Genomic DNA, 16,144 nt, shown 5'->3' on the forward strand with positions numbered 1-16,144 from the left:
CCACGAATGAACCCACCTCCCGGTCACGCCGTCCTAAAGGGCGCAATTCGTCCGGAGCGCAGGCGTCCGGACCTCGGCTCTCGCAGAACCATGGGATGCGATGTCCAGCAGGATAGATGCGGAAAAAACGGACGGGGTTCCCCGTGCTGCCCAGATCACATCCGGCTCCACTGCTGGTCCCAGGATGCGCAGGCTCGCCCGCGGCCCGCGCTCCGAGAAGGTGCCGGCCCTCGTCGCGACCGCCTGCACCCTGATCGGCCTGCTCGACATCGCCGCCGGTGTCTTCCCGCGCTTCCGGCACAGCCGACTGCACGCGCTGGCCGCTGATCTGCTGCCGGGCGCCCTCGGCCCGTACGCCGCCGCCCTCGCCATCTGCGCCGGCGTCCTGCTCCTGCTGCTCGCGCACGGTCTGCGCCGCCGCAAGCGCCGTGCCTGGCGGGCGGCCGTGGTGCTGCTGCCCGTCGGGGCCCTGGCGCAGTTCACCTACCGGCACTCGCTCGCCGGGCTCGTGCTGCCGCTGCTGCTGCTCGCGCTCCTGCTGGGCCATCGGAGTGAATTCACCGCCCTTCCCGACCCCCGCAGCCGCTGGAAGGCGCTGACGAATTTCCTGCTGATGAGCGCCTTCTCGCTCGGCCTCGGCACGGTGATCGTCTCCACCCACCCCGCGCACGTGGTCGGCGACCCCTCCGTCACCGATCTGCTCACGCACGTCGTCTACGGCCTCTTCGGCGCGGAGGGCCCGGTCGACTACCACGGCCGTACGTCCTGGCTGGTCAGCACCTCGCTCGGCGCGCTCGGCCTGCTCACCGCGCTGACCACGATCTACCTGGCGCTGCGGCCCGAGCACCCGGTCGCCCGCCTCACCGCGGAGGACGAGGACCGGCTGCGCGCGCTGCTCGCGCGGCACGGCGCCCGGGACTCGCTCGGCCAGTTCGCGCTGCGCCGGGACAAGGCCGTGGTGTTCTCGCCCAGCGGCAAGGCCGCGGTCACCTACCGCGTCGTCTCCGGCGTGATGCTCGCGAGCGGCGATCCGATCGGCGATGTGGAGGCCTGGCCGGGCGCGATCGAACGGTTCCTGGCCGAGGCCGAGGCCCACTCCTGGACCCCGGCCGTGATGGGCTGCTCGCAGACCGGCGGCGAGGTCTGGACCCGCGAGAGCGGCCTGGACGCCCTGGAGCTGGGCGACGAGGCGATCGTGGACGTGGCGGACTTCACGCTGTCCGGACGCGCGATGCGCAACGTCCGGCAGATGGTCAAGCGCATCGAGCGCGCCGGCTACACCACGCGCGTCCGCCGCGTCCGCGACCTCACGCCCGAGGAGCTCGACCGCGTACGCCGCGCCGCCGAGGACTGGCGCGGCACCGACACCGAGCGCGGCTTCTCGATGGCGCTGGGTCGCATCGGCGACCCCGCGGACGGCGACTGCCTGATCGCCACCGCCCACCTCGCCGACAGCGAAGTCCCGGGCCCGTACGGGGACTTGAAGGCGATCCTGCACTTCGTGCCGTGGGGCGAGGACGGCGCGTCCCTCGACCTGATGCGCCGCGACCGCGCCGCCGACCCGGGCATGAACGAACTGCTCATCGTCGCCGCCCTCCAGGCGGCCCCCGCCCTGGGCCTGACGCGCCTGTCGCTGAACTTCGCGATGTTCCGCTCGGCCCTCGCCCGCGGCGAGCAGCTGGGCGCCGGGCCGGTCCTGCGCCTGTGGCGCGGACTCCTTGTCTTCCTCTCCCGCTGGTTCCAGATCGAGTCGCTCTACAAGTTCAACGCGAAGTTCCGGCCGCGCTGGGAGCCCCGCTTCGTCGTCTTCCGCTCCTCGCGCGACCTGCCGCGCATCGGCTTCGCCGCGATGCAGGCCGAGGGCTTCGTCACGCTGCGGCTGCCGCGCTTCCTGCGCCCGACACGCGCCTGCCCGCACCAGCTGCACGCCCGCCCCGCCGCCCACGGCTCCCCGACGGGGGCGCACCCGCACCCGCCGGAGGGCCCTAGGCTGGCCCCATGAGCAAGCCGCACGGCCGAGGACATGTCGAGGGCCTACCCGATTGGGACCGCTGCGCGGTCATGGGCGTGGTCAACGTGACCCCGGACTCCTTCTCCGACGGCGGCCGCTGGTTCGACACCACCGCCGCCGTCAAACACGGCCTCGACCTGGTCGCGCAGGGCGCGGACCTGGTCGACGTCGGCGGCGAGTCCACCCGCCCGGGCGCCACCCGCGTCGACGAGGCGGAGGAGCTGCGCCGGGTGATCCCCGTCGTACGGGGCCTGGCCTCCGAGGGCGTGACCGTCTCCGTGGACACGATGCGCGCCAGGGTCGCCGAGCAGGCGCTCGCGGCCGGCGCCCTCCTCGTCAACGACGTGAGCGGCGGTCTCGCCGACCCGGCGATGATCCCGGTGGTCGCCGAGGCCGGGGCGCCGTTCGTGGTCATGCACTGGCGCGGCTTCAGCGAGGACATGAACAGCCTCGCGGTGTACGAGGACGTGGTCGGCGAGGTGCTCGCCGAGCTCCGCGTCCGCCTGGACGCGGTGGTCGAGGGCGGCATCGCCCCCGAGCGCATCGTGGTCGACCCGGGCCTCGGCTTCGCGAAGAACGCCGAGCACGACCTGGCCCTGGTGGCCCACATGCGCGAACTGCGCGCCCTGGGGTACCCGGTCCTGGTGGCGGCCTCGCGCAAGCGTTTCCTCGGCCGGGTCCTGGCAGCCCCCGGGGCCACCCCGCCGCCCGCGCGCGAACGCGACGCGGCCACGGCGGCCGTCTCGGCCATCGCCGCCCACGAGGGCGCCTGGGCGGTCCGCGTCCACGAGGTGCGGGCCACCGCGGACGCGGTCCGGGTGGCGCGCGCGGTCGAAGGCGCCGTATCGCCCCCGCGGCCCGCCCGCGCCGGAGCGGACCCGCAGCACCCCCACCCGAACCCCGAAGGAGCCCGGTGACGTCACGCGTGGATCTCGAGGCCGTCGAGCAGGCCAACACCGCCTTCTACGAGGCGATGGAGGGCGGCGACTTCGAGACGCTCTCCGACCTGTGGCTCACCGGCGACGAGGGCGACGGCGTCACCTGCGTCCACCCCGGCTGGCCGGTCCTGACGGGCCGCGGCGAGGTGCTCCGCTCGTATGCCCTGATCATGGCGAACACGGAGTACATCCAGTTCTTCCTGACGGACGTCAAGATCTCCGTGAACGGCGACACGGCCCTGGTCACCTGCACGGAGAACATCCTGAGCGGCGCCCCCTCGGAGGAGGCGGGCGAACTCGGCCCGCTGGTCGGCCAGTTGGTGGTCGCCTCCAACCTCTTCCGGCGCACCCCGGACGGCTGGCGCCTGTGGTCCCACCACGCCTCCCCGGTCCTGGCGGAGCGTGACGAGGACGAGGACGAGGACTGACCGCAGACCTCGGATCGCAGCCACAGGACTGACCAGGGTCCGCCGCTCAGACGGGAAGCGCCCGCCGCGCAGCCTCCCCCGTAAGCTCCCCGCTCCTCTCCCGCGCCGCCGCACGCGCCGCCGCCGCGAAGGCCTGGAGCGCGCCGGTGTGGTTCCCGGCCCGCCACACCAGGCCGTACCCGACGGGATCCGCATCGACGAACGGGACGTACGCGATGCCCGGCCGCGCGTAGTACGTCCGCGTGTGCGCGGCCGTGAACAGCGCGCCCCGGCCGCCCGCGACCAGCATCAGCGCCTCCTGCATGTTGGTCACCGCGGGCCCACGCGCGATCGGCAGCCCGCCAGGGGTGTGCGCGGGCGCCTGGAGCTCCTGCCAGTAATCCGGCACGTCGCCGTCGATGGTGAGCAGCGGCACGTCCGCCAGGTCCTCCATGGAGACCGCGTCCCGCACGGCGAGCGGATGCGAGGAGGGCACCGCGAGCACCCGCTCCTCGGCGAACAGCTGCGGTCCGCCGCCGAGATCGTCCTCGCGTACGGGAAGCTCCTGCAACTGCACGTCGAACTCCCCGCGGCGCAGCTGCCCGTACGGATCGGTCAGCGGGACCTCGCAGATCTCCACCGCGAGCCCGGGGTGGCTGACCCGCAGTGCCTCGGTCGCCTTGAGGACGATCTCACCGGTCAGCGGCGTGGAGAACCCGACGTGCAGCACGGTGTCGATGCCGCGGGCGGTGGCGACGGCGCGGGCGAGCGCGGCCTGCATCGCGCGGTGGTGCGGCTCCAGGTCGGCCCGCAGCTGCCGGCCCAGTGAGGTCAGGGCCACGCGGCGCGAGGTCCGTACGAACAAGGGGGCGCCGACCCGCCGCTCCAGGCGCTGCACCAGCTGGCTGACCCGGGCCCGCGAGAGCCGCATGCGCTCCGCCGTCCGGCCGAAGTGCAGCTCTTCGGCGAGCAGCAGGAAGACCTCGACCTCGTCGCGTTCCATCGATTCCCCCAGGTGAACCGGGCCGCCCCGGGCCCGTCCCCGGATCGGTAAGCGTGGTTGAACGAACGTCGAGTTCTTCGCCGTTGTTCCCGCCCGGCACCCCGGCGGAAGGTGGTTGCACTCTCAACCACCTTTCCTGCTCCAGGAGTTGATCCGCCATGCCTGCCACCAGTCCGCCGAAGAGCCCGTCCGCCTCGCTCGGCGCCCGCGAATGGGGCGTGCTGCTCGTCCTGTGCGGCGCGATCTTCCTCGAGGGCATCGACGTGGCCATGCTCAACGTGGCCCTGCCCGCCATCCGCGCCGACCTCGGCCTGTCCACCGGCTCCCTCCAGTGGGTCATGAGCGCCTACGTCCTCGGATACGGAGGCTTCATGCTGGTCGGCGGACGCGCGGCCGACCTCTTCGGGCGGCGCAGGATGTTCGTGTTCTGGCTGACGGTGTTCCTGCTCTTCTCCGGCCTCGGCGGCTTCGCCACGGACGGCTGGATGCTGATCACCGCCCGCTTCGTCACCGGGGTCGCCGCCGCCTTCATGACCCCGGCCGGCCTGTCCATCATCACCACCGGCTTCGCCGAGGGTCCGCAGCGCAACAAGGCGCTGCTCGTCTACTCCGGCACGGGCGCGGGCGGCTTCTCCATCGGCCTGGTCGTGGGCGGGCTGCTCGCCTCGGCCGACTGGCGCTGGGTGTTCTTCGCGCCGGTGGTGCTCTCCGCGCTGATCCTGGTGGCGGCGCTGGCCCTCGTACCGAAGGCGCCGCGCCCCGACCGCACCGGCCAGAGCCTCGACCTGGCCGGCGGCCTCGCCGTCACCGCGGCGATCCTGCTCCTGGTGCTCGGCGTCGAGCGCGCGAGCCACACCTCGGCCGCCTGGACCGCGGGCACGCTCGGCGCGGGCCTCGCCGCCCTCGCCGCGTTCGCCGCCGTCGAGCGCCGGGCCGCGGCGCCCCTGGTCCGTATGGGCATCTTCCGCAACGCCGAGCTCGTACGGGCCAACGCGGCCGGACTGCTCTTCGCCGCCGGGTTCTTCGGCTTCCAGTTCCTGGTGGTCCTCTACCTCCAGGAGCTGCGCGGCTGGTCCACCCTGGAGACCAGCTTCGCGATGGTCGTCGTGGGCATCGACGCGATCCTCGCGCCGACCCTGGTGCCCCGCCTGGTCACCCGCTTCGGCAACGCCCGCCTGATCCTCGCCGGACTGCTCGTGACCTCCACGTCGTACGCCCTGTTCCTGCCGCTCGGCGCCGACTGGACCTACCTGGCCATGTTCCCGAGCCTGCTGCTGCTCGGCATCGCGTTCGCGCTGACGTACGGCCCGCTCACCATCGTCGCCACCGAGGGCGTGGCGGAGGAGGAGCAGGGCCTCGCGGGCGGGCTGCTCTACACCTCGTTCCAGTTCGGTGCGGCCCTCGGCCTCTCGGCGGCCGCGGCCGTCAACGTGGCCGCCACGGCGTCGACTTCACCGGCCGCCCTGCTCGACGGCTACCGGGCGGCCCTGTGGGTGCCGCTGGCGGCGGCCCTGCTCGCCACGGCCGTGAGCGTCTTCGGCGTACGCCGCTCCGCCGCCGGCCGGGTGATCGGCGGGGGCGACGACACGGCGGCTCCCGACCGCACGACCGAACAACTCCCCACCGCCCACTGACCCTTGCCCCGCCCCTGTTGAGGAGGACCTCCCGTGCCCACCACCAAAGCCGCCGGCTTCACCGACCTCCAGGACACGTTCTTCGCGTACATCCGCGAGATCAAGTACGCCACGATGATCACGCTCGACCGCAGGAACCGCCCGCGCGCCCGGGTCCTGTTCCCCGTCTGGGAGGTGGTGGACGGCCGCCCCGTCGGCTGGCTCGCGGTGTACCGCACGCCCGTCAAGACGGCGCACCTCGCCCACAGCCCGCACACCACCTACTCGTACTGGAGCCCCCGCCAGAACACCGTCCACGTCGACGCCCGCTCCACTTGGGACGAGGACCCGGCCGACAAGCTCCACGCCTGGGAGCTCTACCGGCGGGGCGGGCCGCCGGGAGTCGGGTACGACCCGGTGCACTACTGGCGGGGCGGCCCCGAGGACCCCGAATACCACGTGATCCGCATCGACCCGTGGCGCGTACAGCTGGTCCGCGGCTCGGACCTGAAGAGCACGATCTGGCAGGCGGAAGAGAACTGACATCCGCCGCGGCACACCTCCCGCGCCCCCTCGTGTCCCCCGCCGGAGTGGGCACCGGCCCGAAAAGGGTTGGTGTCCACTCCGGCGGGTAGGCGCCGCAACCAGCCGCCCGTAGTGCCCGGCCTTAGCACCACCCAGCCCACCTGTCCATAGCCCCCACGGGCGAGCACCGCCCTCACCCGAAGGTAGATTCGAAGGGGACTGGTGTGCCGACCGCACTCGGCTGCAGCCCGCCGAAACCGAGATGAGCAGGAGTGATTCGCGTGGACCGTGTCGCGCTGCGCGGCCTGAAGGCCCGTGGTCACCACGGCGTCTTCGCCCATGAACGCGAAGAGGGCCAGACCTTCATCGTGGACTTGGTGATGAGCCTGGACACCCGCTCGGCCGCCGCCGACGACGACCTGACGAAGACGGTGCACTACGGCGTGGTGGCCGAGGAGGTCGTGGCCGTCGTCGAGGGCGAGCCGGTCGACCTCATCGAGACGCTCGCCGAGCGGATCGCCCAGACCTGCCTGAAGCACGAGCCGGTCCAGGAGGTCGAGGTCGTCGTGCACAAGCCGGACGCCCCGATCACCGTGCCGTTCGACGACGTGACGATCACGATCACCCGGAGCCGAGTATGAACAACGTGCAGAGCGACCCCACGGTCCAGCCCGTACCCGCCTCCGTCACGGCGCAGGTGGACGCAGCCGACACCACGCTGCAGAACCCCAAATTCGCCGTGATCGCCCTCGGCTCCAACCTCGGCAACCGCCTGGAGACCCTCCAGGGCGCCGTGGACGCCCTCGAGGACACCCCCGGTCTGCGCGTGAAGGCCGTCTCGCCCGTGTACGAGACGGAGCCCTGGGGCGTCGAGCCCGGCTCGCAGCCGAGCTACTTCAACGCGGTGCTCGTCGTGAAGACCACGCTGCCGCCCTCCTCGCTCCTGGAGCGCGCCCACGCCGTCGAGGAGGCCTTCCACCGCGTACGCGACGAGCGCTGGGGCCCGCGCACCATCGACGTGGACATCGTGGCCTACCAGGACGTCGTCTCCGACGACCCGCAGCTCACCCTGCCGCACCCGCGCGCCCACCAGCGCGCCTTCGTGCTCGCCCCCTGGCACGACGTGGACCCCGAGGCCGTCGTGCCCGGCCACGGCCCGGTCGCCCAGCTCCTCGCCGCCGTGACGCGCGAGGGCGTGGCCCCGCGCGCCGATCTGGAACTGCGGCTGCCCGAGTAATCGTTAAGGTCTAACGGGCCCGGGTACGAGGGCCCGCGGGCTCCCATCCGAGAGCCCGGGGCTCCCTGCGCGGGGCCACTCGGACCGTACGAGGGCGGGACCACCCCGCCCCTGTGGAGGCGAACGCACTCGTGAAGCAGCTGCGCATCAGGACCCTGGCGGGCCTCTTCGTGGTCGCCGGCGTCCTGTCCTGGGCCCTGGCCAAGCTGCTGGTCGCACGGGACTCGCTCGGCACCCTGCCGAGCGTCCCGCTGGCCGCCCCCATCGTGCTCGCGGTCATCGCGGCCGCCATCCTGGCCACGGCCCTCTCGCTCCGCTCCCGCCTGCGCGCCCAGCGCGACCGCGTTCCGGGCGCGAAGGGCGTGGAGCCCCTCATGGCCGCCCGCGCGGTGGTCTTCGGCCAGGCGAGCGCCCTGGTCTCGGCCCTGGTCAGCGGGGTCTACGGCGGGGTCGGCGTCTTCCTCCTCGCCCACCTGGACGTCCCGGCCCGCCGCGACCAGGCCATCTATGCGGCCTTCGCGGTGGTGGCCGGCATCGCCGTGGTGGCGGCGGCGCTGTTCCTTGAGCGCGTCTGCAAGCTCCCCGAGGACGACGACACCCAGGGCGCGCCCGCCTAGCCTCTTCTCCGCCCGTATACGAGGAGGGCGCGGCATCCTGGGATGCCGCGCCCTCCTCGTATACGCCCTGGTCAGCGCGCCATGATCAGACTCATCGCCTCGGCCCGCGTCGCCGGGTCGCGCAGCTGCCCGCGCACCGCCGACGTCAGCGTCTTCGCCCCCGGCTTGCGCACCCCGCGCATCGTCATGCACATGTGCTCGCACTCGACGACCACGATCACCCCGCGCGGCTCCAGGATCTCCATCAGGGAGTCGGCGATCTGCGTGGTCAGCCGCTCCTGCACCTGCGGCCGCCGCGCGTAGACGTCCACAAGCCGGGCGAGCTTCGACAGGCCGGTGATCTTGCCGTCGGTGGACGGGATGTACCCGACGTGCGCGACCCCGTGGAAGGGCACGAGGTGGTGCTCGCAGGAGCTCATCACCTCGATGTCCTTCACGAGCACCATCTCGTCGTGCCCGAGGTCGAACGTCGTGGTCAGGACGTCCTCGGGCTTCTGCCACAGGCCCGCGAATATCTCCCGGTACGCCCGCGCCACCCGCGCCGGCGTCTCGAGCAGGCCCTCGCGGTCCGGGTCCTCGCCGACCGCGATGAGCAGTTCGCGTACGGCGTTCTCGGCGCGCTTCTCGTCGAACTCGCCGATCTTGGACGCGCCGTCCAGCGTCACCGGGTCGGTCATCTGTGCCTCGTTCCTGTACGTCGCCCTCGGGCCCTGCCGGGCAGCCACTCTGGCGCCCTCCCCCGAGCTCTCGACTCGTTCGAGCTGGGGGCGCCCCCAGCGGGCATACGGAAATGCCGCGCCCCCCAAGGCTAAAACCTGGGGGGCGCGGCATCCATTCCGGGCCTGCTGAGGCCGCCGGGGCGGCCGCTCGCAGGGTCACGCCTCGGGGCGGTCCTCCGGGGCGGGCGCCGGGGCCTTGTTCAGCTCCGGCGTGGCCGTCTCGGTGGCGGTGACCGCGGGGGTCGCGCCATTGGCACCGTTGGTCAGCGAGAGCTCGCGGGGCGAGAGCACCGGGGGTCGCGTCGAGGGCGTACGTCGGGCGGAACCGGTCCACGCGGGGCGGGCCGGACGCTTGACGATCGGCGCGAAGATCTCGGCGATCTCCTCCTTGTTGAGCGTCTCCTTCTCCAGGAGCGCGAGGACCAGGTTGTCGAGAACGTCACGGTTCTCGACCAGGATCTCCCAGGCCTCGTTGTGCGCGGTCTCGATGAGCTTCTTGACCTCTTCGTCGACCAGCGCCGCGACCTCTTCCGAGTAGTCGCGCTGGTGCGCCATCTCCCGGCCGAGGAACGGTTCGGTGTTGTCGCCGCCGAACTTGATGGCGCCGAGCCGCTCGGTCATGCCGTACTGCGTGACCATCGCGCGGGCCGTGGCGGTGGCCTTCTCGATGTCGTTGGCAGCACCGGTGGTCGGGTCGTGGAAGACGAGCTCCTCGGCCGCGCGCCCGCCCAGCATGTACGCGAGCTGGTCGAGCATCTCGTTGCGCGTGGTCGAGTACTTGTCCTCGTCCGGCAGCACCATCGTGTAGCCCAGAGCACGGCCTCTCGAGAGGATCGTGATCTTGTGGACCGGGTCGGAGTTCGGCGAAGCCGCCGCGACCAGGGCGTGCCCGCCCTCGTGGTACGCGGTGATCTTCTTCTCCTTGTCCGACATGATCCGGGTCCGCTTCTGCGGGCCCGCGACCACACGGTCGATCGCCTCGTCCAGCATCTGGTTGTCGATCAGCTTCTTGTCCGAGCGGGCCGTGAGGAGCGCGGCCTCGTTCAGGACGTTGGACAGATCGGCACCGGTGAAGCCGGGGGTGCGGCGGGCGACGGCCGAGAGGTCGACGTCCGGGGCGACCGGCTTGCCCTTCTGGTGGACCTTGAGGATCTCCAGACGGCCCTGCATGTCCGGGCGGTCCACCGCGATCTGGCGGTCGAAACGGCCGGGGCGAAGCAGCGCCGGGTCGAGGATGTCGGGCCGGTTGGTGGCGGCGATCAGGATGACGCCGCCCTTCACGTCGAAGCCGTCCATCTCGACGAGCAGCTGGTTGAGGGTCTGCTCGCGCTCGTCGTGACCGCCGCCGAGGCCGGCGCCGCGGTGGCGGCCGACCGCGTCGATCTCGTCGACGAAGACGATCGCCGGAGCATTCGCCTTCGCCTGCTCGAACAAGTCACGGACTCGGGAGGCACCGACACCGACGAACATCTCGACGAAGTCGGAACCCGAGATCGAGTAGAAGGGGACCCCCGCCTCACCGGCGACGGCGCGCGCGAGCAGCGTCTTACCGGTACCGGGCGGGCCGTAGAGCAGCACACCCTTGGGGATCTTGGCGCCGACGGCCTGGAACTTGGCCGGCTCCTGGAGGAACTCCTTGATCTCGTGGAGCTCCTCGACGGCCTCGTCCGACCCGGCCACGTCCGCGAACGTGGTCTTCGGGGTGTCCTTGGTGATCAGCTTCGCCTTGGACTTCCCGAACTGCATGACGCGCGAGCCGCCGCCCTGCATCTGGTTCATCAGGAAGAGGAAGACGACGACGATCAGGACGAAGGGCAGCAGCGAGAGCAGGATGCTGACGAACGGGTTCTGCTTGGAGGGCGAAACGGTGTAGCCCTCCTTGATGTCACCGTTCGCGTAGCTGTCCTGCAGCGTGTTGGCGATCTGGAAACCCTGGTCGCCGATGTAGCTGGCCTGGATCTTGGCGCTGCCGCCGTACTTGTCCTTGTCGGCGTCGCTGATGTTGTCCTTCAGCTCGACCTTGATGAGCTGCTCGTCACCGGTGGTGAGCTTGGCGCTCTGGACCTGCTTGTCCTTGATCGCCTGGTAGACCTGGCCGGTGTCCACTGTCTTGTAGCCGCCGGACGAGCCGACGACCTGCATCAACACGACCACGGCGAGGACGGCCAGCACGATCCACATGACCGGCCCACGGAAGTATCGCTTCACGTCCATCCATACGGAGCGGAGCCGCCCCGTCCCTCCTGCCATAGTGAGTTTGATAAGGCTTCAAAAAAGCTGTTCTTCGGACGGTACCCCAGCATTGTCACCCGACACGGCAGGGGACGGCCGGTAAACCCGCCTTCCCATGCTCCAACGCGGGGAATCGGGCGAGGGTTCCCGCCGCGAGAAGAGCGGGGCCCCAACGGCCGTACGGGGTACGGAAGCTCAGCCGCCGCGCACGGACGGCGCGACCGGGGTCAGCCGCCGTAGACGTGCGGGGTACCCGGGGTCAGCCGCCGTAGACGTGCGGGGCGAGGGTGCCGACGAACGGCAGGTTCCGGTACTTCTCGGCGAAGTCCAGGCCGTAGCCCACGACGAACTCGTTGGGGATGTCGAAGCCGACCCACTCGACGTCGATCGACACCTTGGCCGCCTCGGGCTTGCGCAGCAGGGTGCAGACCTTGAGCGACTCCGGCTCGCGCGAGCCGAGGTTCGACAGGAGCCACGAGAGCGTGAGCCCGGAGTCGATGATGTCCTCGACGATCAGGACGTGCTTGCCCTTGATGTCGGTGTCGAGGTCCTTGAGGATGCGCACCACGCCCGAGGACTGGGTCCCGGCGCCGTACGAGGACACCGCCATCCAGTCCATCGTGACGGGGGTGGACAGCGCGCGCGCCAGGTCCGCCATCACCATCACGGCGCCCTTGAGGACACCGACGATGAGCAGGTCCTTGCCCGCGTACTCCGCATCGATCTTCGCGGCCAGCTCGGCCAGCTTCGCGTCGATCTCTTCCTTGGTGATGAGCACCTTCTCGAGGTCGGTGCCCATGTCTTTCGCGTCCACCCGCATCACTTTCGTCGTCCGAGGTGCCGGCCGCATCAGGAGTCTGCGTCAGCCCTGCCGGATGACAAGTCTGCCACCCTGGCGCTGGGCGACGACCCGGCCGGGCAGATTGATGGCCCCCTGGCCGCGCCAGCCGGTGATGAGACGGTCGACCTCCTCGATGTGCCGGGCGAACAGCGAGCCCGCGGGCGCCCCGGCCTCGATGGCCGCGCGGCGCAGGATCCGCCGGCGCACGGCGGGCGGCAGCGCGTAGAGCTTCGCGCACTCCAGGAGCCCGGTGTCGTCCCGTACGGTCGGATCGGCCTGTGCGGCCCAGGAGTCGAGGGCGTCGGCGTCGTCCCGGGAGAGCTGGGCGGTGCGGGCCAGCGCCTCGACGACGCCCTTGCCGAGCGCCTTCTCCAGGGCGGGCAGTCCTTCATGACGCAGACGCGACCTCGTATAGGCGGGGTCCGCGTTGTGCGGATCGTCCCAGACGGGCAGCGACTGGACCATGCAGGCCTTGCGCGCCGTCTGCCGGTCGACTTGCAGGAACGGGCGGCGGTAGCGGCCGGCGACCCCCGAGGTCTCGGCCATACCGGACAGCGAGCGGATCCCGGAGCCGCGGGCGAGGCCGAGCAGCACGGTCTCGGCCTGGTCGTCGCGGGTGTGGCCGAGCAGGACGGCGGCGGCGCCCAGGCGCTGGGCGGCTTCGTCGAGTGCGGCATAGCGGGCGTCGCGCGCGGCCGCTTCGGGGCCGCCTTCGCGGCCGACGGTGACGGCGGCGGATTCGACGGGGGCGAGGCCGAGGGCGGTCATCCGCACGAGGACCTCGGCGGCGCGCAGATCGGAGCCGGGCTGGAGACCGTGGTCGACGGTGATGCCACCGGCGCGGATGCCGAGTTTGGGTGCCTCGAAGGCGAGGGCCGAGGCCAGGGCCATGGAGTCGGCGCCGCCGGAGCAGGCGACGAGGACCAGGGGGCCGTCGGGGGTGTCAGGGGTGTCGGTGAGGATGTCGTGGAGAACGCGGCGGACTGCCAGGCGTATCGCCGCGACCGCAGGATGGGGACCCATGTCCGGTTCCCTTCGTGGAGCTCTGTGGAGTACGGGGGCGTGAGTACGAAGTCTTGCCAGCTGGCCTTTGTCACTCAGAGTGCATAGATGGTGACAGAGACGAGTCGCTCCCTGAGCATTGCACGCCTTCCGCAGGCCCACGGTCCCTCGGAAGGGTGATTACGGAGGCCCTGTTCTGCCGTTGGGTGGCGTGCGGCTCAGGAATCTGCTTTGCGGTGCACCCGCGCGACCCAGTCCGCCGGTTTCGCGATCTCCGACTTGGTGGGCAGCGTGTTGGGTGAGGTCCAGACGCGGTTGAAGCCGTCCATTCCGACCTCGTCAACGACTGCGCGCACAAAACGTTCGCCATCGCGGTACTGCCGCAGCTTCGCGTCGAGCCCGAGCAGCTTCCGCAGCGCCATATCCAGCCGCGAGGCACCCTTGGCCCGGCGCTGCTGGAACTTCTCCCTGATCTCCCCCACCGACGGCACGACATCGGGTCCGACACCGTCCATCACGTAGTCCGCGTGCCCTTCGAGCAGGGACATCACGGCGGTCAGCCGGCCGAGGATCTCGCGCTGGGCGGGGGTCTGGACGATCTCCACGAGCGAGCGGCCGCCCTCGCCCTCCTCGTCCTCCGACTTGTTCCCGGCCAGCGCGGAGGCCGCCTCGCGGAAACGTTCGAGCACGGTCATCGGGTCGACCTCGGTCTCGCCGAGGAATGACTGGATCTCGCCCTCGAGGTGGTCGCGCAGCCAGGGCACCCCGGTGAACTGGGTGCGGTGGGTCTCCTCGTGCAGACAGACCCAGAGCCTGAAGTCGTGCGGGTCCACGTCGAGTTCGCGCTCCACGTGGACGATGTTCGGCGCGACGAGGAGCAGCCGGCCGCCGCCCTCGGCGCTGCCGGGCAGCTCCTTGGTGGGCGGCGCGAAGGTCTCGTACTGGCCGAGGACGCGGGAGGCCAGGAAGCTGAGCAGCATCCCTAGCTCCACGCCGGTGACCTTGCCGCCCACGGCGCCGAGCATCGCGTTGGCCGGGCCGCCGCCGCGCCGCTCGTGCATCTTCTCGAGCAGCGGCTTGAGCACCTCGCGGAAGCCCGCGACGTTGGCCCGCACCCAGCCCGGGCGGTCCACGACGAGGACGGGGGTGTCGTGCACTGCCTCGGTGGCCATCTGCGTGAAGGAACGGACGTGCTCCTCCGAGGACTTGGCGTGCCGGCGCAGCTCCGCGACGATGGCGCGCGCCTCGTCGCGGCTGACCTCGGGACCTGGCCGCACCAGGCGGGTCGCGGTCGCGACCGCGAGATTCCAGTCGACCATCCCCTGTGCGGCACCGCCGATGCTCGTCATGCGTCAACCGTACGTTGTCGACGGGCCGGGCGGTGAGGGTTCGGGACGGGGTGGGTTGTTTCCGGGGGTTCGCCCCTAGGGGCCCGGATGGCGGGGGCGGGTACGGACGCCCACCCTCACCGGCACCCGCAATTCGCCACCGTCGCCGCCAGCCGGTCCAGGGTCGACTGGGCCGCCTGGGGGGCGGCGGTGCCCGAGGCCGTGAAGGCGAAGAGCAGCAGGCGGCCGTCGGCGTCCACCACCGAGCCGGCCAAGGTGTTGATGCCGGTCAGCGTGCCCGTCTTCGCGCGGACCAGGCCCGTGCCGGGGGCCGCGCCCTCGGAGTCGTAGCGGTTCTTGAGCGTGCCCGTGAAGCCCGCGACCGGCAGGCCCGTCAGGGCAGAGCGCAGTTCGGGACGGGCCGGGTCAGCGGCCTTCGCGAGCAGGGCCGTCAGGAGGCGGGAGGTCACGCGGTCGGCGCGGTTCAGGCCGCTGCCGTCGGCGAACCGGGCGCCGTCCACGGGCAGTTGGAGCTCGCGCAGCCGCTTCTCGACCGCCTTCGCGGCCCCGTCGAAGCTCGCCGGCTCACCGGAAGCGAGGGCCGTCTGGCGGACGAGGGCCTCGGCGATGTCGTTGTCGCTGTGCGTCAGCATCCGCTCGACCAGCGCCGACAGGGGCGCGGACGCGGTGCTGCCGAGCTCCTCGGCCTTCGGTCCCGCCTTCGACGCCTGCGGCGCCCCCTCCAGCCGTACGCCTTCCTCGCGCAGCAGGTCCGCGAAGCGCTTCGCGGCCGCCTGTGCCGGGTCGCCGGTGCGCGGGGCCGGGCCGCTGGTGGAGTCGTCGAGCCGGCCCTCGTCCATCATCAGGGCGCTGACCGGGGCGATGTTCTCGTTCGGGCCGATGGGGTGCAGGGGCGGGCCCGAGTAGAGCGAGGTGTCGTACGTGAGGCGGATCTTGCCCTCGCGCGAGTGGTCGAGCAGCGACTTCGCGGTGGCCCGGGCGAGTTCGCGCAGGCTGGAGCCGCCCTTCACCTCGTCCCTGCCGGTCAGGGTGGGGTCGCCGGCGCCGACGAGGACCACCTCGTTCGCACCGGGGTCCGCGACGGTCTTGGTGACGATGCGGTGGTCGGGCCCGAGCGCGCTCAGGGCCGCCACGGCCGTGGCGATCTTCGTGGTGGACGCGGGCGTGACGGGGTCGGCCGCTCGGGCCGCGTAGAGCTCCTCGCCGGTCAGGGCGTCGACCACCGAGGCGGTGCGCAGGCTGCCGAGCGAGCGGTCCTTCAGGAGCGGGTCGAGGACGTCGGCGAGGGCGCTCTTCGTCGGTGCGGGCGCCGAGCCCTGCGGGCCGCCGAGCGCGGACAGGACGTCCGGAGCGAGGGGTGCGGCGGCGGGCCTGCGGCCGTCGCGGCCGTGATCTGCGCCACCTGCGGCTTCCCGCGATGCGGCCCGGGCCCGCTCGGCCGTACGCTGGCCTGAGTCCCAGGGACCGGCCGCGGTCACCACCACGGCCGAGAGCACCACACCGAACGTGGCGGCGGCGGCCGTGAACTGCCAGGTCTTCAGCGGTCCGCGCCGCCGAACGGACCGGGGCGGCTGCGGCCTCGACGGCTCGGAGAGCTCGGCATCCTCTGCGAGCTCCGGGTCCTTGAGCTCGGGCACCACGGACCAGCCC

Annotated in this window: 15 protein-coding genes; 8 read left to right on the forward strand and 7 right to left on the reverse strand. The window is 71.7% G+C overall.

Annotated features, from left to right (window positions below; genetic code table 11):
- Positions 1-184 precede the first annotated feature (184 nt).
- From BLT97_RS19570 to BLT97_RS19580, 3 genes are read left to right on the forward strand one after another with little or no spacing between them, the layout of a single operon-like run.
- Complete coding sequence (locus tag BLT97_RS19570; protein ID WP_245769418.1) at positions 185-2,002, forward strand: phosphatidylglycerol lysyltransferase domain-containing protein; 1,818 nt, start codon at positions 185-187, stop codon at positions 2,000-2,002.
- A complete protein-coding gene (gene folP, locus BLT97_RS19575) occupies positions 1,999-2,928 on the forward strand; it encodes a dihydropteroate synthase (protein ID WP_093611965.1) in 930 nt (309 codons plus the stop codon). Before BLT97_RS19570 ends, folP begins: the two co-directional genes overlap by 4 nt.
- Positions 2,925-3,377: a nuclear transport factor 2 family protein gene (locus BLT97_RS19580; RefSeq protein WP_093611967.1), complete on the forward strand. Its 453-nt coding sequence runs from the start codon at positions 2,925-2,927 to the stop codon at positions 3,375-3,377. Before folP ends, BLT97_RS19580 begins: the two co-directional genes overlap by 4 nt.
- Positions 3,378-3,423: 46 nt before the next feature.
- On the opposite strand, the gene BLT97_RS19585 is transcribed toward BLT97_RS19580, so the two are convergent.
- On the reverse strand, positions 3,424-4,359 hold the full coding sequence (locus tag BLT97_RS19585; RefSeq protein ID WP_093611969.1) for a LysR family transcriptional regulator: 936 nt from the start codon (positions 4,357-4,359) through the stop codon (positions 3,424-3,426).
- Positions 4,360-4,517: 158 nt separating this feature from the next.
- On the opposite strand from BLT97_RS19585, the gene BLT97_RS19590 reads away from it, so the two are divergent.
- The 5 genes from BLT97_RS19590 (at position 4,518) to BLT97_RS19610 (ending at position 8,351) form a co-directional block, all read left to right on the forward strand.
- The gene (locus BLT97_RS19590; protein WP_093611971.1) at positions 4,518-5,993 is read left to right on the forward strand and encodes an MFS transporter; all 1,476 of its coding nucleotides are present in this window, start codon (positions 4,518-4,520) and stop codon (positions 5,991-5,993) included.
- A 33-nt stretch (positions 5,994-6,026) separates the two neighbouring features.
- On the forward strand, positions 6,027-6,515 hold the full coding sequence (locus tag BLT97_RS19595; RefSeq protein ID WP_093611973.1) for a pyridoxamine 5'-phosphate oxidase family protein: 489 nt from the start codon (positions 6,027-6,029) through the stop codon (positions 6,513-6,515).
- A gap of 254 nt (positions 6,516-6,769) precedes the next feature.
- Complete coding sequence (folB, locus tag BLT97_RS19600; protein WP_093611975.1) at positions 6,770-7,138, forward strand: dihydroneopterin aldolase; 369 nt, start codon at positions 6,770-6,772, stop codon at positions 7,136-7,138.
- On the forward strand, positions 7,135-7,734 hold the full coding sequence (gene folK / locus BLT97_RS19605; protein WP_093611977.1) for a 2-amino-4-hydroxy-6-hydroxymethyldihydropteridine diphosphokinase: 600 nt from the start codon (positions 7,135-7,137) through the stop codon (positions 7,732-7,734). Before folB ends, folK begins: the two co-directional genes overlap by 4 nt.
- 131 nt (positions 7,735-7,865) lie before the next feature.
- A complete protein-coding gene (locus BLT97_RS19610) occupies positions 7,866-8,351 on the forward strand; it encodes a DUF3180 domain-containing protein (RefSeq protein WP_093612206.1) in 486 nt (161 codons plus the stop codon).
- 71 nt (positions 8,352-8,422) lie between these two features.
- On the opposite strand, the gene folE is transcribed toward BLT97_RS19610, so the two are convergent.
- From folE to dacB, 6 genes are all read right to left on the reverse strand, one after another.
- Positions 8,423-9,028, reverse strand: a complete 606-nt coding sequence (gene folE / locus BLT97_RS19615; RefSeq protein WP_093611979.1) for a GTP cyclohydrolase I FolE — start codon at positions 9,026-9,028, stop codon at positions 8,423-8,425.
- 198 nt (positions 9,029-9,226) lie between these two features.
- Positions 9,227-11,284: an ATP-dependent zinc metalloprotease FtsH gene (gene ftsH, locus BLT97_RS19620; RefSeq protein WP_093611981.1), complete on the reverse strand. Its 2,058-nt coding sequence runs from the start codon at positions 11,282-11,284 to the stop codon at positions 9,227-9,229.
- A 277-nt stretch (positions 11,285-11,561) separates the two neighbouring features.
- A complete protein-coding gene (gene hpt / locus BLT97_RS19625) occupies positions 11,562-12,122 on the reverse strand; it encodes a hypoxanthine phosphoribosyltransferase (RefSeq protein WP_093611983.1) in 561 nt (186 codons plus the stop codon).
- 42 nt (positions 12,123-12,164) lie between these two features.
- The gene (tilS, locus tag BLT97_RS19630) at positions 12,165-13,166 is read right to left on the reverse strand and encodes a tRNA lysidine(34) synthetase TilS (RefSeq protein WP_093611985.1); all 1,002 of its coding nucleotides are present in this window, start codon (positions 13,164-13,166) and stop codon (positions 12,165-12,167) included.
- 197 nt (positions 13,167-13,363) lie between these two features.
- Positions 13,364-14,494, reverse strand: a complete 1,131-nt coding sequence (locus BLT97_RS19635; protein ID WP_093611987.1) for a zinc-dependent metalloprotease — start codon at positions 14,492-14,494, stop codon at positions 13,364-13,366.
- A gap of 116 nt (positions 14,495-14,610) precedes the next feature.
- Positions 14,611-16,131, reverse strand: coding sequence for a D-alanyl-D-alanine carboxypeptidase/D-alanyl-D-alanine endopeptidase (dacB, locus tag BLT97_RS19640; RefSeq protein WP_425442735.1), 1,521 nt, complete (start codon positions 16,129-16,131; stop codon positions 14,611-14,613).
- Between the last annotated feature and the right edge of the window lie 13 nt (positions 16,132-16,144).

Origin of the sequence: Streptomyces indicus, assembly GCF_900100315.1 — a bacterium.
GTDB lineage: Bacteria > Actinomycetota > Actinomycetes > Streptomycetales > Streptomycetaceae > Streptomyces > Streptomyces indicus.

Bases quoted from the DNA above. Each gene is read 5' to 3' on its own strand.
- folK (WP_093611977.1), top strand. From the start codon at position 7,135: ATGAACAACGTGCAGAGCGACCCCACGGTCCAGCCCGTACCCGCCTCC.
- folE (WP_093611979.1), bottom strand. From the start codon at position 9,028: ATGACCGACCCGGTGACGCTGGACGGCGCGTCCAAGATCGGCGAGTTC.
- ftsH (WP_093611981.1), bottom strand. From the start codon at position 11,284: ATGGACGTGAAGCGATACTTCCGTGGGCCGGTCATGTGGATCGTGCTG.
- hpt (WP_093611983.1), bottom strand. From the start codon at position 12,122: ATGCGGGTGGACGCGAAAGACATGGGCACCGACCTCGAGAAGGTGCTC.
- tilS (WP_093611985.1), bottom strand. From the start codon at position 13,166: ATGGGTCCCCATCCTGCGGTCGCGGCGATACGCCTGGCAGTCCGCCGC.
- BLT97_RS19570 (WP_245769418.1), top strand. From the start codon at position 185: ATGCGCAGGCTCGCCCGCGGCCCGCGCTCCGAGAAGGTGCCGGCCCTC.
- folP (WP_093611965.1), top strand. From the start codon at position 1,999: ATGAGCAAGCCGCACGGCCGAGGACATGTCGAGGGCCTACCCGATTGG.
- BLT97_RS19585 (WP_093611969.1), bottom strand. From the start codon at position 4,359: ATGGAACGCGACGAGGTCGAGGTCTTCCTGCTGCTCGCCGAAGAGCTG.
- BLT97_RS19635 (WP_093611987.1), bottom strand. From the start codon at position 14,494: ATGACGAGCATCGGCGGTGCCGCACAGGGGATGGTCGACTGGAATCTC.
- BLT97_RS19590 (WP_093611971.1), top strand. From the start codon at position 4,518: ATGCCTGCCACCAGTCCGCCGAAGAGCCCGTCCGCCTCGCTCGGCGCC.